We start from the raw sequence: 22,733 nt of genomic DNA on the forward strand, positions 1-22,733 counted from the left end.
TATTTAAGTTGTCGCATTAGCGACAACTTATACTTTTTCTCTCCCGACTTAAATGAAAATCAACTTCTTTTCATTACTCTTTAAAAAAAAAGATAAAAAAAACAATCTACACATACCCGATACCATATTAATAAAAAAGTTAAAATCGGTTTGTGAAAAAAATAATTGTAAGATTTTAGAGAATACTACGCTGTTTCATCACTCTAGTCAAATAGATATTCCTTTGATGGCTATAGATCCAAAACGCGGGATATATATATTTGAATATAAAGATTGGACGTATAGCGATTTAGCAAATTACGAAATTAAAAAATCACACAATAACAAGCAATCTAAAAACACTTTAGCTTTTGAAAAAACAAATAATTTTATAAACACTAAATTTAATGAAATATTACATAACGATTTTGTTGATATATTTAACTATTTATTAGCCGAAAATTTAACTTTTGAAGATTATGAACATCTTGATGAAGAGAAAAAAAGTCTTCTGCCGTACGATAAAGTTATTTTTTGCGACAACGATGAAGATAATATACGAAAAAAACTTGAAAATTCAAGAGATATAAATAATAATCTTCCGGACATAGATTTTATTATGGCAAATCTTTTGACCCAATATTTAATTTTAGACAAAAAAGATATCCATTTTGCCACTGACGAACAAAGAGCTTTTATAGATGACCTATCCAATAATAATCATATTATTGCTTTAAACGGTTTAGCGTCTTCGGGAAAAACTACGACACTTATATTAAAAGCAATATATTTGCAACTGCTTTCATCACAGAATAGTGTTTGTATCATCGAGCCTACTAAACTTAGTTGCGATATTGTGAAACAATCGATAATTGAGCTAATAGAATACTCGATTATAAACGTAGATGCTACATCTATAAATGTTTTAACACCGGAAGAATTTTTAAATGCTAAAACAACAACATATGTATTTTGCGACGATGCTTCATTGATAGATGAGAGTTTAGTTGAACAAATAATCTCAAAGTGTTCAAAAGCAAAATTAAGTTTGGTAAATCCTGCAGATACTTATGAACACTTTTATAAACTAACAAAAAGCTTTCACAATAAGATAGATATAGAATTTATACAAAAACATCCGTATGCAGCCGCTATGCAGTATATAAACTATTATTCAAACGAAAACTCTAAAACTATTCTTTGTGTTGCAAGTATAGAAACCGGTAAAAAACTAAGTGAAGATTTATCTTCATATATCAAAGAAGAAGCTGTCTTATTGGATAGTTCCAAAAAACTAATAGATCAAAAGAAAAGTTTTCTAACTCTAAGCGACTATAAAAATGTAAGTGCACAAAGGAGCGAAATAGTTATATTGCTTGATGTTTGTGATGTATCTCAAAGTGAGCTTTCTTATGCCATAAATCTGGCAAACGAGAAAGTATTTTTAATATATGAGGATGAATGTCCAAGTATAACAACTCTTAAAAAAATATTTAATAAGGAATAAAATGAAAAAAATTACATTAATGGTATTGATATTACTATCAATAAATTTATATGCAAAAAATCCAATCGCAGTACTTGAAACAACGCAAGGCAAGATAGAACTTGAACTATACCCAAATATTGCACCCTTGGCAGTTGAGAACTTTATGACACATATAAAAAACGGTTACTATAACGGTATCGCTTTTCATAGGATTATACAAAATTTTATGATTCAAGGCGGTGATCCTACAGAAACAGGTCGCGGCGGTAAAAGCATCTGGGGAAAAAGTTTTAAGGATGAATTTAAAGATAAAACTTTTAATAAAATAGGCGTGCTTGCTATGGCAAATGCAGGTCCACACACAAACGGAAGTCAATTTTTTATTACAACGGCATTAACACCTTGGTTAAACGGCAGACATACCATATTCGGTCAGGCACTACCAAGTTCTATGGATGCACTTAGAAAATTAAATAACATAGCGACATCGGGCGGTCGTGGCGGAGATAGACCACTTGAGAGACAAGAGATTATAAAAGCTTATATAAAAAAATAACCTTTAAGTTAGCTTTGTAACCATTTTGTAATCTTTATAAAGATATAATCACAAAATTTTTTTAGGGGTAGCAATCATGGAAATGCAAACTATGGATAAACTTGAGAGAAAAGCTCTCAAAAAAAGCGGAACAGATTTATCAAGATTAGGTTTTGCTCTATTTTTTATGATTGCGGTCCTTACATTCAGCTTCTTAAACAGTGGCGGAGTGTCTAACAATCTATTTTTAGCTGTAGCTGCATTGATTGGCGCATATATGGCAATGAATATAGGCGCAAACGATGTAGCAAATAACGTCGGTCCTGCAGTCGGTTCCAAAGCTATGACTTTAACGATGGCTATCATAATAGCTGCTGTTTTTGAAGCAGCCGGTGCAATTATCGCCGGTGGAGAAGTTGTAAAAACAATCAAAAAAGGAATTATCGACATATCTGCTTTTGGCGGTAATACCGATCCTTTTATCTGGGCTATGATGGCTGCACTTTTAGCTGCTGCCTTATGGCTTAACTTTGCAACTGCTATGCGTGCACCTGTTTCAACTACACACTCCATAGTCGGCGGTGTAATGGGTGCAGGTATTGCAGCGGCTGGATTTAGCATCGTATCATGGGGCACTATGGGTAAAATTGCGGCTTCATGGGTAATTTCACCTGTTTTAGGCGGTATAATTGCTGCGGCATTTCTTTTTGCTATTAAAAAGACTATCGTATTTAAAGAAGACAAAGTAAGTGCCGCCAAGAAAAACGTACCTATTTTTGTTGCACTTATGGCGTGGGCTTTTGTAACATATCTAACTCTAAAAGGTCTTAAAAAAATATGGCCTAGTATAGTTGAAGTTTTAAATATGCTTCCTTTAGTATCTATTGAAATGTCAAAAAAACCTTCATTTTTAACAGCTTTAATTTTGGGTGCTATTGTTGCAGTATTTGTTTTTATATTAGTAAAGAAAAAGCTTTCAAAAAATACTTCGGTTTTAGAAAACAATAAAGCAAGCGTTAACACTCTTTTTACTATCCCTCTTGTATTTGCAGCAGCACTTCTAAGTTTTGCACACGGTGCAAATGATGTCGCTAATGCTATTGGTCCTTTGGCAGCTATAAATGATGCCGTCGTAAACGGTGGAATATCTTCTAAGGCATCTATACCGTTTTGGGTAATGGCTGTAGGTGCTATAGGTATTGCCATTGGACTAGCACTTTATGGACCTAAACTTATTAAAACCGTAGGAACTGAAATAACAGAACTTGACCAAATCAGAGCTTTTTCTATTGCTATGGCTGCAGCTATTACAGTTATCATAGCTTCTCAACTTGGACTTCCCGTTAGTTCGACTCACATTGCTATAGGTGGTGTATTTGGTGTTGGATTTTTAAGAGAATGGTTAGATTTAAATAAAGATGAAAAACATATCTTAGAAGAAGAACTTGAAACTTTAGAAGACGAAACACAAACACTTAAAGCATATAAATCTGAACTAAAATCTTTAGATGCAAAAACTGATAAATCACCTGAGGATTTTGAAAGAATAACAATTCTTTATAAAATGATAAGCGATGAAAAAGCACTTATTAAATCAACCAAAAAAATAATCAAAAAAACCGAAAAAATTCAATATGTAAAAAGAGATGCAGTTAAAAAAATAATCGCTGCTTGGCTTATTACAGTTCCTGCCGCGGCAGTATTATCTGCGATGTTATTTTTTACCATAAAAGGTATTATGATATAAGTATGCTTATATGAAAAATAAAATTATAAAATACATCAAAGAATTTTTACTTTTTATAGTTGTAATGATAATATTTGCAAATATCATAAGTTTTTACAAGGCAAGCGACTTAAATAAACTAGCTTTAGACATAAACTATCCATACGATAAAAACAAGCCCATCCTTGTACATATTTGGGCTTCGTGGTGTCCTACATGTAAAATGGAAGCTTCAAATATACAATCTATCTCACGAGATTATCAGGTTTTAACCTTTATTGTAAAATCGGGCTCCGATGCAGATATAAAAAAGTATATGATAGAAAATGATTTTGATTTTAATACCATAAACGATGAGGACGGTTTTTTTGCAGAGAAGTTTAATGTAAGTGCATACCCGACTACTCTTATATACAATAAAAACCAAGAACTAGTTTTTAGTGAAGTCGGATATACAAGTACTTTAGGCTTAAGACTAAGAATGTGGTATGCTAGCCTTTAGATTTCAATAATTCTTTTAACTCTCTAATTTCTGTTCTAAGTGCAAATATTTGTTCATTTGTACTTATCTCACTAACATGAACTTCATCTATAATATGTGAGTTTTCATCCTTATTTATCTCAGCCATTGCATCTACGACTATAGCTACTATTAAGTTAATCATTACAAATGTCACTATAAATATAAACGGAACAAAAAACACCCATGCAAGAGGATAAACTTCCATAACGGGACGCACTATTCCCATAGACCAAGATTCTAGTGTCATAATTTGAAACAGAGTATAAAACGAAGCGCCAAGTGTTCCAAACCATTCAGGAAACTTCTCACCGTAAAGCTGTGTAGCCATAATCGCAAATATATAAAAGAACAGACTCATAAGTGCTGCTATCGATATCATACCGGGAATCACACTTATAAGTGCAGAAACAATTTTACGCATCTGAGGTACTACGGTTATAAGTCTAAAAAGCCTTAGAACCCTTAGTATTCTAAATATCTCAAAACCGGCATTTGCAGGTACTAGAGAGATTACGACTACTGAAAAATCAAATATACTCCAAGGATCTTTGAAAAAAGAAAGTCTGTAAACATAGATACGGAGTAATATCTCTATTGTAAATATAGATATTACCAATATATCAAATATTCCTATATAAACGCCAAAATCTGCAGTAAAACTTTTTGAAGTTTCCAGCCCCATTGTTATACCGTTAAGTATTATTAAACCAATTATAAAGTTTTGAAACTTTGAACTATCAACAAAAGTTTTAATACTTGTGTACATATTTGCATCCTAAAATTTTTTGGAATATTAGCAAAAAAAATAAAATGAAAGATATATAAATATATTTTAGTTGAAATTAAAAGGAAGGGTTAAAAATCAAAGGACTAGCCTTTGATTTTTACTTTGTAAGCTTTGTCAGATAAAGGTACCCACGGACGTTTAATATGTTGTGGACGACGTAGTGTATCTTTTTCATTTAAAGGACGAGTTAAATCATCTCTCCATCCTTGGTAAATTTTGAAGTTATTTTCATAGTTTACATGAATATCACCTATTTTATCTCCAGGCTGAGACGGTTCAAGGATAACTTTTTGGTGCCAACAATGCATACCTGAAATTGGATCAGGGTGAGCAGCCGCAACTGCATTTTGCCATGAACCACTTAAACCATCCCACCAGATATTTCCGCTGTCACGGTTGTAATCTGCAAATCTCTCAGAATGAAAAGGTGTAATACCCTTAGTATATTTAAGTTTACCCTCTTTACCATCCATAGATAACTCGGCAGTAGGTACACCAAAGCTGTTAAGACCGCTTGTACCGTCATAATCTTCGATTTTAATTTGTCCGGCTGCACTACCTGCATTTTTAGGTGAGTGAGCCATAAATTTAGGATCGGTCATATCACGTTTAATAGGCTGAGAATCAACTTTACCGTCAGTTACACCGTTTGGAATAGTTACAGAATTAACTAGCTTCCATCTACCACCGTGGTGTGAACAAGCTAGAGTACCAGGAAGTACACCCTCTGTTGGAACTGCCATAGCTACAAAGTAACCGGATTCTAATCCTGTAACAGAATCCACGATTCTTACACGGATAGCATCACCGCGCTTAAATCCTTGACGTTTTGCATCAGGAGTTGATATCCAAATCGGATCATGGTTTTGTGAAATCTCCATTAAGTGTTTAGAGTTAGCAGAACGTGTATGGATGTTATACGGTAATCTAAATACAGTATTTAACGCATACGAGTTCTTTTCAGTCATATAAGAGTGATCTACATGAGAAACGATATGTTTCATCTCTTTTTTCTCTTTTGGAGTTCTTGGGTAGAACGGAATTGCATATTCAGGCCATTTCCAATCATCAGCTAACCACTCACAGAAGAAGTCAAGTTTTTTATCTAATGTTGCAAAACCTTCCATTTTCTTACCGTCTATCTCAATACCGATAGATTTTTTCTTACCATGAGATTCAGCTGTCATTACACCTGTGCGTTTGTCTGTATGTACATGTTTTTTCTCATATTTATGACCGTGAGAGATATAGTGTGTACTAGTTTCTTTAATCTCTTTTTCTTGTGCAGAATAGATTTTGTTTTCTTCCATCCAAGCACCGTGATCACGCATATACTCATATACAGGATATTCAGAATTTTTATAACGCTCATCCGATGTAGCAGTAGCTTTAAGATTTGGTAAGTTGTCACCAAATGCCGCATCGTACCATTCAGCGATTGTAACAGGTTTACCAGGGTTCTTTTTAGACTCCCACATTTTTTTGATACCGAGTTTTCCGGTTGGATCAATATAGTTAACACACATATCAAACCAGAACTCGTTCTCTTCCCAAACTTCACCAAGACCGGCTTTGATATGAGCTTCAAGAGTTGCACGAGCAGGGTTATTTGGCTTCCATCCAGCTTTCTCTAACGCTACACGCATTACAGGCTGACGGAAACTAGTCCAACGAGCAGGCATAGTAGCCTCAGAGTGTTGATCATGTCTCTCACCGGCTAAACCAACAGGTAATACATAATCAACATACCAGTTAGTCTCAGACCATACAGGTGAAAGGTTGAAGGTAAGCTCCATTTTATTTTCATCTTTAATAGTATCAATCCATCTGAAACCATCCGGATTAATCCATACAGGATTATACATACGAGGAATCCAAACTGAGAGCTTTTCAGGAACATTAAGACCCTTATCTTGCCACTTTTTCTGCCACTCTGTATCTGCTAAAAGATGCGGTAAGAGAAATGACAACTCATAAGTTGACAGTGGCCATTCAGGCGGCCAAGTAAGTTCGTTATATACATCTACTTTAGGAATATTTGAACCACGTTTACCTTGTCCAACTGTTGCAGAACCACCTTTACCGGCTACAGATATAACATGGAAGTGGTGGAAGAATGTACCACCCTCAGGTCCTATAGCTCCACGAAGTGCCAATGGTAAGAAACCTGTACGACCACTCATCCAACCACCACGGTTACCCGCAGCTGTTGCACGCCAGAAGTATGTTGATACTGATGTACCAGCCCAGATGAACATATCGTATAACTGTTCTAATTTATATGCAGGAACATGAGTCTCTTTAGATACATGCTCTAGTGTATATGGTTGATACATCTCAGTAATAGTATCTAGGAATGCATCAAAAGTATTTTTCTTAGGAGCCTCTTTTATATAACCTTTCTCTACCATGAATTTTAGGTAGTCTTTATTGTCCATCATAACTTCCCAGTTTAGCCACTTTTTAACAAATGCTTTATCAACTTTACCCTCATTTAAAATTCTTTGAGCAAGATATAAATAAATTAAAGGTTCAGTTCCTGGCCATGCAGCAATCCACATATCAGCCATACCGGCAGAGTTAGACATACGTGGATCCATAACTACAAGTTTTGCACCCTTAGCTCTTGCATCTGCAATAAATGAAGCAGATTGTTGGAAATAGTGACCTGCATCTGCTGCGTGAGAAGAGTTTAGGAATATAAGCTTGGCATTAGCCCAATCCGGTGAACTTCTATCATCGTTAGCCCATTGGATAGTCGGTGTACGACCACCTGATGAACAGATATTCGTATGTGAGTTAAATGCATCACAACCTAGTGTATGCCATACTTTACCGGTAAAACCATTCTCGTTTGGACGACCAACATGAAACATTACAGTTTTTTTAGATAACTCGTCACCTTTAGCTAAAGTATCTCCCATCTTTTTACCGATAGTAGTCATAGCCTCATCCCAAGTAGTACGTACCCATTTACCCTCACCACGAGCAGAACCAGGCGCACGTTTAAGTGGGAATGCTATACGATCGGGATCATACATTTGGCTTTGTGTAGCATAACCTTTTGCACAGTTACGTCCACGAGAAGCAGGATGTAGAGGATTACCCATATACTTTTTAACGGTAAAAGTCTTTTTATCAATCCAAGCGGTTAAACCACAAGATGCCTCGCAGTTTGAACATGCAGTCGGTATAATTGCATAATCATAAGCCTCAATACCATTAGGATTTGAATCACTTTTCACACCGTGACGGTCAATTCCTCCGCGTTTCCAATCTTCACCGCTCAACTCTGAAAAACTACCCCATTCTTCCATAGGCGGATAAAAAGATAATGAATCCGGAGTGTTTGTAAACTTTGAGTCATTTACAGACTCGGCAATTGCATCTGTCGTAAATACACCTTTTGCAATCGCAGCACCTGCAACAGAAAATGCAGCGCCTTTTAAAAATGTTCTTCTACTTTGTAAATACATTTATATTTTCTCCTTAACTCATCGGTAATAATTGTGGAATCATTAACCAAACATGTTTAACTACCCACAGACCTGCTATTGCTAAAATTGCAGCAAGTTTTAAAATACTAGCACTATTGTTAGTTCTAGCTAATAGAATAAGACCCATCGGGATTAGATAAGCTATCCATTGACCCAACCAGAACATAACCGTATATGGACCGTCACCTTTGATGTACTCAAGTACTGCAGCAACTTCTTCGGCTTTCATTGGACCAAAGATATATTCAGCCATATACATAACAAATGACATAAATGCACTTAATCCAAGAACTACGCCTAATGTCCTTTGAGCTTTTTCATCTAATTTGTTACCGCCAAGTAAAATCATAGCTGCAGAACCGGATAATAAAGCTGCTAAAATCATCTGAGCAGTTTCAGTCGGCATCTGCCATAATTCACGCGCAGTACATTGACTCATTAGAGCTGCCGTATACATAGTTACCGGGATAGCTAAAATAACTACAGGAATTAATAACTTATCATATTTTGCATCATCTTTTTTGAAAGCAAAAAATGCAAGCAAAAATAATAAACCGACAAAAATAGTAGCCATCCATGCACCGATAGTAATAGCCGATGTTACATGTGGATAGAAAAAGATATGCCACATTCTAAAAGGCTGATGTAAATCTGCCAATGTAAACAATAAAAAGATATGAATAAATATAATCGATACTACAGTAGTAGAAAATCTTAAATTTTTAGCCGATTCCGGATGTTTTCTAAGTAATAAGAAAAGCATAAAAATAACACCCGTACCTATAGATTTTGCCCACATATTAACCGTAACCAGCCATGGCCATACAGTACCGGGAATTGCTACATCTAAAGTAACCACAGCATTTGTAGCTGCTAAAATTTCATGTGCTGCCATTAGTGGTGCCCTCCTACCGGTAATGTTGTTATTTTATTAAATAAAGAATGACCTTCAACTCTATGAGATGCTAAAGGATTTAAGTTAACATTTCCTCCACTTGTATAATAGTGATGAGGGTTAGTTCCTTTTTCAGGTTTTCTAACTTGTACATTACTTTGGTTTTTACCGATGTATTGAGAGATATTTGATGTCGGATCATCTAAGTCACCGAAAATATTAGCTTGAACAGGACACGCTACAACACATGCAGGCATCATAGATGAAGCTACACGGTGAGCACAATATGTACATTTATCGGCAGTTTGTGTTTGAGGGTCTATATAGATAGCACCGTAAGGACAAGCCATAACACAACCGGCACAACCGATACAGCGTTCCTTATCAATGTTTACAATACCGTTTTCAAGATAATGAAGTGCAGATACCGGACAGATCCTCTCACAAGGAGCATTTTCACAGTGGTTACATCTAAGAGGCGTAAAAGTTCTCTTTGTCTCAGGGAAAGTTCCCACATCTACATATTTAACACGAAGTCTCCATGTACTAAGCGGAACTTCATTTTCCACTTTACATGCGATTTCACAGCCCTTACATCCCATACAAAGATGTAAGTCAACCAGGAAGCCTAATTGCATATATACTCCTTTAACCTTATGTAATTTTAATATTTATAACTACTAATAATCTGTTTGAAAAGCCCCACTTATAATGCTTTAAAGGTCTTTCAACTATCGAAAATACTACCCTAGTGAAACTTAAATAAGATATAAATACGTGATATTTTTTTGATAAAATCCATATTGTGTAGTTTTGAAAATATAAGATAAATATATATATTGGTAATATTTGTGACAAGAATAACTATTATAAGGAGTATATAATTTAGTTAAAATTTGGGAAATTTAATATGGAAGAGTATAAAAATACTCTTCTTAGTAATCTATCTTTAGACTAATCGTCTTGAACTATAAACTCTTCAGGATCATCTAAACAATCCATACCATCCGAATGTTTTTCAACATGAGCTCCGTAAGTATATGTAAGTTCGCCACCCATTTTACCTTGGTAAAGAACACCGCCTGCCACTATTGCAACAAGTATAATTGAAAATATCTCTATCTTGAAGTTTTTCTTTTTACAGCCGTAAAACTTAACTAATGCAGCTATACCCATAGTTATAGCTAAAAATATTCCTAAGTTTTTATGCTGAACTAAAAGTTTTTGACCTTCACCTGAGATAAACATATAGACTTCACCGCCGTCATGTTTTCCGCTAAAAAAGGCAGCTACTAAAAAAATAGCTGCAAAAACAAAAAATCTTGTTGATATCTTAGACATAAGTTCAGTAGGTTTATATAGGTATGCAGCACCTAATATAAGTGAAATTATAGGTAGTGAAACTGCAAAATGTGCCATAGCCGGATGTAACATATTTGTATCCTTTAAAATAAAGTATATTTGTATTTTACATTTTAATTTATAGTCTTTTCTTATAAAAAATAACTAAATTATTTTTCAAGCCTCACTCTGACAGATTGTTCATGTGCCGTTAAGCCTTCAGTATTTGCTATGAGTGCACACTCCTCTCCAATCTCGTTGATAGCTTTTTTACTAAATGAGATTATCGAAGTTTTTTTCATAAAGTTCTCAACTCCAAGAGGTGAATAAAACTTAGCCGTACCGCCTGTCGGTAAAGTATGGTTTGGTCCAGCCATATAATCACCTATGGCTTCCGGAGTATAGTGACCTAAAAATATAGCACCAGCATGTTTAATAGATGCAAGTAATTCGAACGCATTATTTGTAGCTATTTCCAAGTGCTCAGGTGCTATTTGGTTCATTAAATCAATTGCTTCATCCATATCACGAGTAACTATAATAGCACCGCGCATCTCTATAGACTTTCTAGCTATCTCTTGACGAGGTAGTTTTTTTAACCAGTCTTCTATTTTTATTTTTACGGTATTTGCCAAGTTTTGAGACGGTGTTATCAAAATTGAACTAGCCATCTCATCATGTTCTGCCTGAGAGAGTAAATCAACCGCCAAATGGTTAGGGTTTGCACTCTCATCGGCTAATATTCCTATCTCACTCGGTCCTGCTATCATATCTATATTTACATCACCAAAAACCATTTTTTTTGCAGTTGCAACAAAAATATTTCCCGGACCCGTAATTACATCAACTTTAGGAATGTTTTCAGTCCCATAAGCCATAGCTGCAATTGCAGAAGCTCCACCGACTTTATAAACTTCACTAACGCCACAAAGATGACATGCCGCCAAAAGAAGTTCATTTGGTTCATTATCAGGTGTAGGCGTACAAACAACTATATTTTCAACTCCTGCAACTTGTGCAGGAATAACGTTCATCAAGAGTGAAGACGGATATGCAGCTTTTCCACCGGGGATATAAAGCCCTGCACTATCAACTGGCGTTACTCTTTGACCTAATATAGTCCCGTTTGGTTCATCGTCAAACCATGATTTTGGCTTTTGTTTCTCGTGATATGTTTTAATTCTATCATATGACAAATGAAGGGCATCTCTTAACTCGCCATCTATATTATTATAGGCATGTAGCATAGATTCCGCCGATATTTTTAAGTCTTCATCTTCTTTAGGTTCCCATTTATCGAATTTTGCAATATGTTCAAATAAAGCTTTATTTTTATCTTTTTTAATCTCTTTAATAATATTACCGACAATCCCACTTACATTGGCAATATCCATTTTACCGCGACTTAGAAGTTCTTCAAACTCTAATTCAAAACTATTACTTGTTGAGTTTGTAAAAATCATTATTGTCCTTTTTCTGTCTTGTTTTAAATTCTTTTTTTACGATATCTAATGCTTTTAAAAAGTTGTTTGCATCTATAGCACCCATCACAGGTTCAAACATAGGCTCACCAGATGGTAGCAAAAACCAAATAGCCGGAGTACCGGGTCTCCAAAGTTCACGCGGCATATAGTCTCTCTCGTCTGAATAAGATACAACGGAGATAAAATCTTTATTTAGTTCTTCAACTACTCTGGCATCCCTTAATGTTGTTTCATCTAGTACTACACAATATTTACATGTATGACGCGAACTTATAAATAAAACGGGCTTATTTTGTTTTTTTGCTTTTTCTAAAGCACTGTGATAATCATTCTCCCATTTAACACCTGTTGCAAATAGTGTAACTACACTAAATAACAAGATTACTAAAATATTACGCATGTTTTTTTACCTTTCTAAGAAGTTCTTTTGCACAATCATAAGCACTTTTATTCGTTACATCGATAACAATATCAGCCATTTCCAAATACTCAGGACGACGTTCGTCATATAATTCTTCAGCCAATTTCATATCATTTAAAAGCGGTCTTTTCTTTATTTTTTTTACGGCATTTGGATGCTCTTTAATCCTTTTGATAATATTTTCAAAAGGACTGTCAAGAAGAACTATCAACCCGATATCTTTAATATTTTTTTGCTTATAGAAACCGCCACCTGTCGATATCAATGTATTTTTTACACTTGTTTGCAACCAATGTGCTACTTTTTTTTCTAAAGCTCTAAAGTGTTTCTCTCCGTCTTCTTGAAAAATTTTTTTTATTTTTTTATTTTCCATAGATTCTATCATATCGTCGGTATCTATAGCTATATATTCTGAGTGTTTAATTACTTCACGAGCTACACTGCCTTTTCCGACACCCATAAAACCTATAAGTATAATGTTCTTCACAACTACTGTTCCTCATGCATCATTCCAAAAGCAGACATATCAAAATCAGGTTTTGTTTTCATAATTTTTGAATATATCAACACTGGATTAATGACATTATACTCTAAAAGTATCATACTCAAAATAAAACTCAAAGAAGATAACTCTAAAAACCGGGGATAAAAGTATGAAAACACAAAACCTATAAGTGCTAAAATATATAATACAAACTGTATGTTAGCTACTCTTTTGTCTATCATCTCATTCATTGTGGGTATATTCATATAACCTCTTGCATTTAGATGGAACCATACTAAAAAAGGGATTATTTTGTAAAGCATCCCTATCATTATAGAGATAACAAAACCGCCACCGATTAGTACGGATACGATAACAATCATTTTATCATCTAAAAATGAATTAAACACCCATGCAAAAATTCCGAGCGTTAAAAAAATACTTGAACTTCTCCAATATAAAACAGTCACATCTCTAACGGGGCGACGGCGTTTGTTTAACTTAATCCATACAGTTGTTACAAATGCCCAAAAAAAAAGCCCTATCCATATTTTTGCAATAAAATCATACTGCGTAAAAAAAATATTTGTAAATGCCCAAAGTATAAGTCCTATAGAAATTAGCAAAACTACACGTCTTTTACAAAATTGTTTAAATCTCGGTGCTACGTAAAACATTGGAAGTACCTGAAAAGCTACTCCTATTATTAATACACCGGCAAAACCGAATATTGTCCAAACGCTATGAATATTGGCAAAAATATAGTGGCTGGATGCTATATTTCCACTGGCATGAGATGCCAAAAGATGTGCCCCTAAAAGAACTGATACAAATGCAAAAAACAAACTTACGCCCATTGCCTTAACCGTAGGTGTAAAGTTAACGACTTTTTTAATTGCAAAAAGCATAGGGACTATTAAAAGTAAAAAACCTAAAGTAAGTGTACCAGAAGCTACAAAATTTAATATATGTTTTTGAAAGTATAATCCAAAAACCATTGATAACAAACCGATAACTAGAAGTATATATGAAATTATAGTTAGTGATTCAACTTTATATATTTTTACACCGGCTAAAACAGGTAGCATCTGAGTAAGGGCTCCAAGCATCACAAAACCTAAAAAACCGACAGTTAAAGCATGTGCTATAGCTATAGTTTCATATGAAAATCTGCTTATTAATGCATCCGTCTCAGTTCCAAATATCAAAAGTCCGGCTAAGATAGCAAATAACGGTGCCGTTAAAAAGAATCTTAGCGGAGCCGAAATCGGTGGTGCTTGATCTGTAGATAAACCTGTTAATTCCATATCTTACTCTGGTACTATTGAATCCATCATATCAACTATTCTATCGGCATCTGCACTTAAATGCTGTTGCGCCATAGTATATAACATTTGTTCCTCTTTCATATTATGTTGTTGCAGAAGTATCATCAGCGTTTCAGTCAAACCGAAAAACTTATCCTTATCATCCGCTTCTATGGCATCTATCATTTGTTGCATTAGTGAGCGCATCTGAGTATGTTCTTGTCTCATCATCGCAGTAGGACCTTGAGTCATACCTGTCTTTTGCTCAAACTCTGCAAACATAACACGTTCTTCCATTTGGAAATGTCTCTCTGTTGCATCTATAAATTCTTGTGTAATATCTTTAGCAGCAGATAAGGATTCGTTTGCTTTTTCTTCCATAGAAGCAAATATATCATCGCATCTACGGTGATCGTTTGTTAAATATTCTTTTATTGAAGCCATTTTAAACCTTATGTTCTTTATATTTTTGCAATTATATACAAATAAAAACAAATATATAACTGACCTATATCAATAAAGATTGTTGGAAATAAAAATTTTGTGATTAAAAAGTGTGGTATAACAAAGGAATAAATCCTTTGTTATTTTAGTAGTACAAAAAAGATACCTATTAGAATAGGTTAGCGTTTTCGTCAACCCATTTTAAGTATTCTATAATATCTTGAGTCTCTTTTTTACTCATATGCTGATTAGGCATTTTTAAGTTAAAGTAATCAATCATAGATTTAACATATGGATCATCGTACATTTTTTCTGGATCAAGGATAAAGTCGCTTACCCATTTCTCAGCATTCTTACCGTGACGCTCAAGAACACCAGTTAAATCCGGACCAGAACTAACTTTACCGATAACGTGACATCCACCACATCCACCTTCACCAAATGCTCTTTCACCTGCAGCTGCAGAAGCAGATTGTTTAGTAGCTACTTTTCTTACAAGTAAGTCTTTTGCTCTAATACCAACATCGGCAGTTTTAACCATTAGCTGCCAAATCATGTTTTCAAATAAAACAGCTTTTTCGTAGTCGCCTTTTTTAGCAGCTTCGTCAGCTTTTTTCTTTTGAGCAGGAATTTGTCCATATTGGTCAAAAGCATCAGTTACAAGATCAGCTACAACTTTATGTTTATCGTAACCGTTTTCTTTTAAGAATTTTACAACACTTTGAATAACTGCATCTGTAGCATCATTAACTGCAATTGTTTTGTCATACTCAGCTTTTAGCTCAGCTTTAGACATTGTTTTCATTTTAAGTTTTTGAGCCGACACATATTTTTTGTTAGGGTCTTTAACCATTAAATAACCCATCATCTCTAAGTGAAGTGCAGAACAAAACTCTGTACAATAATAAGGGAATACACCTTCAATATCAGCGATAAATCTCATTTCAGTAGTTTCACCCGGTTCTAATGAAGCATGTGCATCAAAATAATCAACCGTAAAACCGTGAGTCTCATCTTGTGCTCTCTCAAGGTTAGTCATATACCAGATAACTTCATCACCTTTATTTACAGTAACTCTCTCAGGGTTAATGTGAGAACGAACCAATGTAGCATAAATTTCTACTTTGTTAGTACCGTCAGCTTTTTTAGTTCTAACAATTTTTTCTTGACCTGCTAAAGTTTTACCTTTATGCATTTTACCTGTTTTAGCATTTGTACCCATTTTATATCTTACGTGTGGGTGCAGTTTCTCAGCTCTAATCGCAACAGCTTGGTGAGGCTCACCTAAAGGTAAAGGCATATCAACTAATAAGTCCATAGTTTTACCGCTTACATCGATTAACTGGTGATTTTGAGGGTGAAGCGGACCAACATTGTCAAATCTATCAATAGCTAACTTATTAAGTGCAATAATATATTTACCTTGAGGATCTGCTGATTTACCTTCCATACCACATAAGTGACCGATGTTATAGTGAACATTCTCTTTATCAAGTACTTTAAGTGTTTTATAGTTCCATTTTACAACTTGTGAATCAACATAAAGTGAAGTATAAATTTCTCCATCTATATTTGAATACTGGTTATGCAATGGCCCAAGACCTAGTTCAACTTGACCGTGTAATGATTTTTTCATATCTAAAATAGGAATACCGTAAGGATCTTTTCCTGCGTATTCTTTATTTTTGATAAGTTTTTTAATCTTACTCCATTTATAAACAGATGCGTGAGTATCTAGTTTACCACAAACAGTAATATACTCTCCGCTTGGAGATACGTCAACACCGTGAGGTGATTTTGGTTCCGGAATTAAGAAAAGTGCGTCATGTTTTACAGCTACATCCATAGGGATAACTCTATGTCCGTTTACAACTTTTACATTTTTCTTATCTTTAGCAACTTCTGCTAATTTTTTCCAGTTATATACGTGTAAAAAGTCAGTATCGTTTCTTGACATACCAGCTTCATTTGGCGGCATACCAACTTCTATACCACCTGTATACATTTCAGAGTTAAACGAGTTTGTAAAACCCCATCCGTCACTAACGCCTTTACCTGAATCAGATAAATCTTGCATATATGGAGGCATCTCTATAGTAAAAGACTTATCTTCTTTTATGCGTCCTTCTTTATGGTTGAATTTCCACATAGTCACACCACCACGGTATGTTTCTTTGTACTCTTCAATCGGGTGGTAGTTATTATCAAACGGAGCTGCATATTGTGCCGCTTCAATAATATAATCTGAATCTTGAGTGAAGAATGCTCCACCGTGTGCAGATTTAAAAACAGGATTTACAACAATTTGTTTTGTTTCAAAGTCATGTAAATCAATGATTGCGATACGTGGATTAGCTTTATCATTAATAGCTAACCATTTACCGTCATACTTACCGTCTTTTTCAGAAATAGCCGGGTGGTGAGTATCACCCCAGTTAATTTCTCTACCTCTGATGTTACCTTGTCTTAAAATTTTAAGAGAGTCAACATCGTAACCGTATCCTTGCCAAGGCTCCGGTGTAAATACCGCTATATATTTTAATATACGCATAGTCGGAACACCGTAAACAATCACCTGACCTGATTGTCCACCGGAACTAAATACAATAAACTCATTTCTTCCACCAGTAGGTGTATAAGTTTTTGCAGCACGTATAACATCATTTTCAGTTAAACCACGCGCTTTCATCACTTTTTGTAGTTCACCACCTGCAGCAGACGCAACTGTCGCAGCTAAAGTAGTCCCTAAAATAAGCGAAGAAAGCTTACCAAAATGCTTAGTCATCTTATTCTCCTTATTTCACACAAAGTTTAAAGTACTCTGAATGATATGAAATAGTATTACAAATTAAACTCTCATAGTTTGACTAAGGTCAAATTAGATTATATTTTTTTCACGTGACAGATGCGTGACATTTTTTGTTATGGATTTCTTATTGCATTAGTTATAAACTTTTGAAAAATATTTAGGAAATGCTATGGTTGAAGTTATACTGAAAAGGGACGGGTCCAAAGAAGAGTTTGCAGCTTATAAAATAGAAGATGCAATTAAAAAAGCATTTAAAAGTGAACATGTTACATATGATAGTGTAGTTTTCTTTAATGTATTAGATATTTTAAAAGCAAAAAGAAGTGTTGCCGTTGAAGATGTACAAGATTTAATTGAAAAAGAACTATACAAAGCAAGATATTTTGATGTTATGCGTTCTTTTATGATCTATCGTCATACACATAAGATGCAGCGTGACTCTTTACTAGATGAAGATACTACATATATAAGTTCAACTCAAACTATAGAAGAATACATTAACGGTAGTGACTGGAGAATAAAAGCAAATTCCAATACAGGCTATTCAAATGCAGGACTTATAAACAATACGGCAGGAAAAGTCATAGCAAACTACTGGCTTGACAAAATCTACTCAAAAGAGGAAGGTTATGCTCATAGAAACGGGGATTATCATATCCATGACTTAGATTGTTTGACTGGGTATTGTGCAGGTTGGAGTTTAAGAGTTCTTTTGGATGAAGGTTTTAACGGTGTACGCGGTCGTGTTGAGAGTGATGCTCCAAGACACTTTCGTGAAGCTCTTGGACAGATGGCGAACTTCCTTGGAATTTTACAAAGTGAATGGGCGGGGGCTCAGGCATTTTCGTCTTTTGATACATATTTAGCTCCTTATGTTTTTAAAGACAAGTTAGAGTATAAAGATGTTAAAAAAGCTATCAGAAGTTTTATTTACAACCTAAACGTACCGGCGCGCTGGGGGCAGAGTCCATTTACAAACGTAACTATAGACTGGACTGTACCTGAAGATTTAAAAACTCAGATACCTACATCTAAACAAAACCACCTTTTTAAAGGTTTACTCGATTCTGAACTTGAAGAAAAAGCAAAAGAACGTGGATGCGATAGTTTACAGTCTATGACTTATAAAAATTTTCAAAATGAGATGAACCTTATAAATAAAGCCTACTATGAAGTGATGACTGAAGGTGATAAAACGGGTCAACCATTTACTTTCCCTATTCCAACCGTAAATATCACGGAAGATTTTGACTGGTATGGAGAAAATACGGATATCCTTTTTGAAAATACTGCAAAAATTGGTTCTTCATATTTTCAAAACTTTATAGGAAGTCAATACAAAAGAGATGCTGATGGTAATCTGGTTGAAAATGAAGAAGCATATAAACCGGGACATGTAAGAAGTATGTGTTGTAGATTACAGCTTGATCTTAGAGAGTTACTAAAACGCGGAGGCGGTCTTTTTGGAAGTGCAGAAATGACCGGTAGTATCGGTGTTGTAACTATAAATATGGCAAGACTAGGTTTCTTGTACAAACATGATGAAGAATCACTAATAAAAAGATTAGATGAGTTAATGGTTTTTGCAAAATCTACTTTAGAGAAAAAAAGAGTATTTATCCAAGATATGTATGATAGAGGGCTTTTCCCTTATACGGCAAGATACTTACACAATTTTAACAATCACTTCTCAACAATCGGAGTAAACGGTATCAATGAGATGATCCGTAACTTCACAGACGATGCATTTGATATCAGTGAAGATAGAGGGATAGAGTTTGCGACTAAAATCTTAAACCATATGAGAGATAAAATGGTAGAGTTTCAAGAAGAAACAGGAAATCTTTATAATCTTGAAGCTACACCTGCCGAGGGTACTACATATAGATTTGCCAAAGAGGATAAGAAAAGATACCACGATAATATTATACAGGCAGGTATGGATTCAAATATATACTATACAAATTCATCTCAAATCCCGGTTACTCTTACCGATGATCCGTATGAGGCACTTGATTTGCAAGATGAACTACAAAATAAATACACAGGAGGTACAGTACTGCATCTATACATGCAAGAGAGAATCAGTTCAGCAGAAGCTTGTAGAAAATTAGTAAAAAATGTAATCTCAAATTACACTCTACCGTACATAACAGTTACACCGCTATTTAGCGTATGTCCAAAACACGGCTATATAGCAGGTGAACATGAGTTCTGTCCGAAGTGTGATGAGGAGATTGTACTAGAATATGAAAACAAAGAAGTTTCATAAAGCAACTAGTTGCGTGGGCACTCTGCCGAAGAGAACCATGTGTTAACATAGATGGCAGAATTACTTCTGACATCGTTATATAAAGGAGATATCATGAGTAAAAATGAAGTTTTAAAATTAATGGATGAAAAAAGACAAAAGTGTATAGTATATACAAGAGTTATGGGTTATCATAGACCTGTTGAGAGTTTTAATGTTGGGAAAACCGGAGAGCACAGGGAGCGTAAACAGTTCAAAGAGTGCTAAATGATATACGATATCACAAAATTCACACATCTTGATTATCCTGACCATCTAGCTTGTATAATATGGTTTAGCGGTTGTAATATGAGATGTGATTATTGTTACAATAGTGATATCGTATTTTCTAACAAAGGACAGTACAACACAAACGATGTCATTGAGTTTTTAAAAACAAGGGTAAATAAACTTGACGGTGTTGTGCTTAGTGGAGGGGAAGCAACAGGGCATCATTTATATCAATTTTGCAAAGATATAAAAGAGTTAGGATTTAACATAAAATTAGACACCAACGGTACAAATCCTCGTATCGTTAAAGAGTTGCTACAATTTAACTTAGTTGATTATGTAGCACTTGATTACAAAGCACCGAAAAATAAATTTACAAATATTACAAAATCATCAAAATTTAGTGAATTTGAAAAAACATTGGAACATCTTATTTATTCAAATATAAAGTTTGAAGTTAGAACAACACTACACGCTGACTTATTGAATGAAGATGATATAAATGAAATAATAAAAGATTTAGATGATAGAGGATATAAAAACAACTACTATATACAAGAGTTTATAGAGACACAAAAAAATATCGGTAATATAAAAGCACCGATATATAAGTTTGATAAAACTAAACTTTTAGAAAATATAAACGTTATTTTTAGATAACTTTATAAATTTGTGTCATAATATTAAAAACTTAAAACAATCATTCTAATACTATGGAGGATTTCCATGGCAAAAGTCACATCATACGGAGCAACAGAAGAGGTAACAGGGTCATGCCACATACTTGAAGTTGAGGGCATAAATATAATGATTGATTGCGGTATGTTCCAAGGAGAAGAGGAAGAACTAAATCAAGGTCCTTTTTCTTTTGACGCATCTGAGATAGATTATCTCTTACTTACTCATGCTCATCTTGACCATGTAGGCAGAGTCCCTAAACTAATTAAAGAGGGATTTGAAGGTAAAATTTTCTCAACTGTTGCAACAAAAGAGTTGGCAAGCATCATTCTTACCGACAGTGCAAAAATTATGAATGAAGATTTTGCTACAAAGTACAAAAAAGCCGCACGTAAAGCGATAGAAAAAAAAGTATTGCCACCCTTATATGGCGCAGAGGATGTTCAAGCTACTTTTAATATGCAATGGATAAATCCCGAATATGAAGAATATTTTGAGATATGTGAGGGTGTAAGTGCTGTTTTTAGGAATGCAGGTCATATACTAGGTGCTGCTTTTATTGAAATATCATATATGGATGAAAATGATTCTAGAACAGTTGTTTTTTCAGGCGATATTGGCAACAACAACGGACTTGTTCTTCAAAATCTGCAAAAATGTAAAAGAGCAGATACTTTATTTGTTGAAACAACTTACGGTGATAGAAATCATAAACCACTGGATGAAACTATAGCGGAATTCAAAGAGGTAGTCGTGAACACTTTAAATGCTAAGGGAAATGTCTTGATACCTTCCTTTGCAGTTGAGAGAACACAAGAACTTTTATATGTTTTACGTGAAATGTATGAAAATAATGAACTTCCAAAATGTACAATTTTTCTTGATAGTCCAATGGCGACTAAGACAACTAAACTATATTCTAAATACTTTGAACAACTAAGTGAAGGTTGTCAAGAAAACCTAAGAGAAAACGGTGATATATTTGACTTTGAACCCCTAGTTTATACAGAGACACCTGAGGATTCAAAAACTATTAACGAAATATACGGCGGAACAATTATCATAGCAGGAAGCGGTATGTGTAACGGTGGAAGAATCGCACGTCATTTTAAACATAGAATTTGGGATCCAAAAAATTCAGTAGTTTTTGTAGGTTTCCAAGCTGCCGGAACACTAGGTAGAGAGATAGTCGATGGAGCGGAGTGGATCAAGATTTATAATGAAGACATTATCGTAAAAGCTTCAATACATACAATAAACGGTTTTTCTGCACATGCAGATCAAAAAAGTATTTTAAAATGGATCTCAAAAATAAAAAATCTACAAAAAGTTTTTTTAATACACGGAGAAAAAGAGAGTCAGATAAATTTTAAAAGTGCTCTTAAAGAACAGCTGGATATAGATGCGGATATAGTTCAGTTTAAAAAAAGTGTCGAATTTTAAATATGTAAAAGATGGTGCGATCGGAGGGATTTGAAGACATTATTTATACTTTCATAACCTTTCCAAAAGCTAATACATATGTCAATTAGGTACTTCTTGCAAATAAATAACTTACATACTAATAAAAAAATGACATATATAAGTGCACAAAATCTGTACATTACTTTAAGTTTAGAAAAAGGGATATAAAGATGAGTTATTATAATTGTATATGTAAAAAACAGTTGAGTTGGTCGGAAGTAAATTTTTGTAGAAGACACAAAAGTTGGTTTAATGGTAATTTGTATTGTTTTAAATGTCAAAGCAAGTATAAAAAATAATCTTTAATACTTGAATTTCTTTATTACAGATAATTATTAAAGTAATCTTT

Annotated in this window: 19 protein-coding genes; 8 read left to right on the forward strand and 11 right to left on the reverse strand. The window is 34.4% G+C overall.

What is annotated here, in order from left to right; all coding sequences use genetic code 11:
- The first annotated feature begins 52 nt into the window (after nt 1–52).
- From FJR48_RS08905 to FJR48_RS08920, 4 genes are all read left to right on the forward strand, one after another.
- Complete coding sequence (locus FJR48_RS08905) at nt 53–1,486, forward strand: hypothetical protein (protein WP_152307785.1); 1,434 nt, start codon at nt 53–55, stop codon at nt 1,484–1,486.
- A gap of 1 nt (nt 1,487) precedes the next feature.
- Entirely contained in the window at nt 1,488–2,024 is a 537-nt protein-coding gene (locus FJR48_RS08910) for a peptidylprolyl isomerase (RefSeq protein ID WP_152307786.1), read from the forward strand.
- 76 nt (nt 2,025–2,100) lie between these two features.
- On the forward strand, nt 2,101–3,750 hold the full coding sequence (locus tag FJR48_RS08915; protein ID WP_152307787.1) for an inorganic phosphate transporter: 1,650 nt from the start codon (nt 2,101–2,103) through the stop codon (nt 3,748–3,750).
- A gap of 10 nt (nt 3,751–3,760) precedes the next feature.
- A complete protein-coding gene (locus FJR48_RS08920; protein ID WP_152307788.1) occupies nt 3,761–4,231 on the forward strand; it encodes a thioredoxin domain-containing protein in 471 nt (156 codons plus the stop codon).
- On the opposite strand, the gene FJR48_RS08925 is transcribed toward FJR48_RS08920, so the two are convergent.
- The 11 genes from FJR48_RS08925 to nosZ all read right to left on the reverse strand — a co-directional run bounded on the left by FJR48_RS08925 (nt 4,221) and on the right by nosZ (nt 17,697).
- A complete protein-coding gene (locus FJR48_RS08925; protein WP_152307789.1) occupies nt 4,221–5,018 on the reverse strand; it encodes an ion transporter in 798 nt (265 codons plus the stop codon). The genes FJR48_RS08920 and FJR48_RS08925 overlap by 11 nt on opposite strands.
- 104 nt (nt 5,019–5,122) lie before the next feature.
- Nucleotides 5,123–8,515, reverse strand: coding sequence for a molybdopterin-dependent oxidoreductase (locus tag FJR48_RS08930; RefSeq protein WP_152307790.1), 3,393 nt, complete (start codon nt 8,513–8,515; stop codon nt 5,123–5,125).
- A 13-nt stretch (nt 8,516–8,528) separates the two neighbouring features.
- Complete coding sequence (gene nrfD, locus FJR48_RS08935; protein WP_152307791.1) at nt 8,529–9,431, reverse strand: NrfD/PsrC family molybdoenzyme membrane anchor subunit; 903 nt, start codon at nt 9,429–9,431, stop codon at nt 8,529–8,531.
- Nucleotides 9,431–10,069: a 4Fe-4S dicluster domain-containing protein gene (locus tag FJR48_RS08940; protein WP_152307792.1), complete on the reverse strand. Its 639-nt coding sequence runs from the start codon at nt 10,067–10,069 to the stop codon at nt 9,431–9,433. Before FJR48_RS08940 ends, nrfD begins: the two co-directional genes overlap by 1 nt.
- A 316-nt stretch (nt 10,070–10,385) precedes the next feature.
- The gene (locus tag FJR48_RS08945; RefSeq protein ID WP_152307793.1) at nt 10,386–10,865 is read right to left on the reverse strand and encodes a DUF2231 domain-containing protein; all 480 of its coding nucleotides are present in this window, start codon (nt 10,863–10,865) and stop codon (nt 10,386–10,388) included.
- A 77-nt stretch (nt 10,866–10,942) separates the two neighbouring features.
- Nucleotides 10,943–12,235 carry a histidinol dehydrogenase gene (hisD, locus tag FJR48_RS08950; protein ID WP_152307794.1) on the reverse strand — a complete coding sequence of 431 codons (1,293 nt, stop codon included), beginning with the start codon at nt 12,233–12,235 and terminating at the stop codon, nt 10,943–10,945.
- Nucleotides 12,210–12,656: a thioredoxin family protein gene (locus FJR48_RS08955; protein ID WP_152307795.1), complete on the reverse strand. Its 447-nt coding sequence runs from the start codon at nt 12,654–12,656 to the stop codon at nt 12,210–12,212. Before FJR48_RS08955 ends, hisD begins: the two co-directional genes overlap by 26 nt.
- Nucleotides 12,649–13,164: a shikimate kinase gene (locus FJR48_RS08960; RefSeq protein ID WP_152307796.1), complete on the reverse strand. Its 516-nt coding sequence runs from the start codon at nt 13,162–13,164 to the stop codon at nt 12,649–12,651. The genes FJR48_RS08955 and FJR48_RS08960 overlap by 8 nt, the downstream gene beginning before the upstream one ends.
- Nucleotides 13,165–13,166: 2 nt before the next feature.
- Nucleotides 13,167–14,468, reverse strand: coding sequence for a hypothetical protein (locus tag FJR48_RS08965; protein ID WP_152307797.1), 1,302 nt, complete (start codon nt 14,466–14,468; stop codon nt 13,167–13,169).
- 3 nt (nt 14,469–14,471) lie between these two features.
- On the reverse strand, nt 14,472–14,912 hold the full coding sequence (locus FJR48_RS08970; protein ID WP_152307798.1) for a hemerythrin domain-containing protein: 441 nt from the start codon (nt 14,910–14,912) through the stop codon (nt 14,472–14,474).
- 169 nt (nt 14,913–15,081) lie between these two features.
- Nucleotides 15,082–17,697 (reverse strand): Sec-dependent nitrous-oxide reductase, encoded by a 2,616-nt coding sequence (gene nosZ, locus FJR48_RS08975; RefSeq protein ID WP_152307799.1) that lies wholly within the window; start codon nt 17,695–17,697, stop codon nt 15,082–15,084.
- Between the two features lie 193 nt (nt 17,698–17,890).
- Here nosZ and FJR48_RS08980 point away from each other — a divergent pair, with 193 nt between their 5' ends.
- The 4 genes from FJR48_RS08980 (at nt 17,891) to FJR48_RS08995 (ending at nt 22,363) form a co-directional block, all read left to right on the forward strand.
- A complete protein-coding gene (locus FJR48_RS08980) occupies nt 17,891–19,993 on the forward strand; it encodes a ribonucleoside triphosphate reductase (protein ID WP_152307800.1) in 2,103 nt (700 codons plus the stop codon).
- A 93-nt stretch (nt 19,994–20,086) separates the two neighbouring features.
- Nucleotides 20,087–20,239 carry an anaerobic ribonucleoside-triphosphate reductase gene (nrdD, locus tag FJR48_RS08985; RefSeq protein ID WP_152307801.1) on the forward strand — a complete coding sequence of 51 codons (153 nt, stop codon included), beginning with the start codon at nt 20,087–20,089 and terminating at the stop codon, nt 20,237–20,239.
- On the forward strand, nt 20,240–20,902 hold the full coding sequence (locus FJR48_RS08990; protein WP_152307802.1) for an anaerobic ribonucleoside-triphosphate reductase activating protein: 663 nt from the start codon (nt 20,240–20,242) through the stop codon (nt 20,900–20,902).
- 66 nt (nt 20,903–20,968) lie between these two features.
- Nucleotides 20,969–22,363: an MBL fold metallo-hydrolase RNA specificity domain-containing protein gene (locus tag FJR48_RS08995; protein WP_152307803.1), complete on the forward strand. Its 1,395-nt coding sequence runs from the start codon at nt 20,969–20,971 to the stop codon at nt 22,361–22,363.
- Nucleotides 22,364–22,733: the final 370 nt, after the last annotated feature.

The organism is Sulfurimonas lithotrophica (assembly GCF_009258225.1).
GTDB classification, from domain to species: Bacteria; Campylobacterota; Campylobacteria; order Campylobacterales; family Sulfurimonadaceae; genus Sulfurimonas; species Sulfurimonas lithotrophica.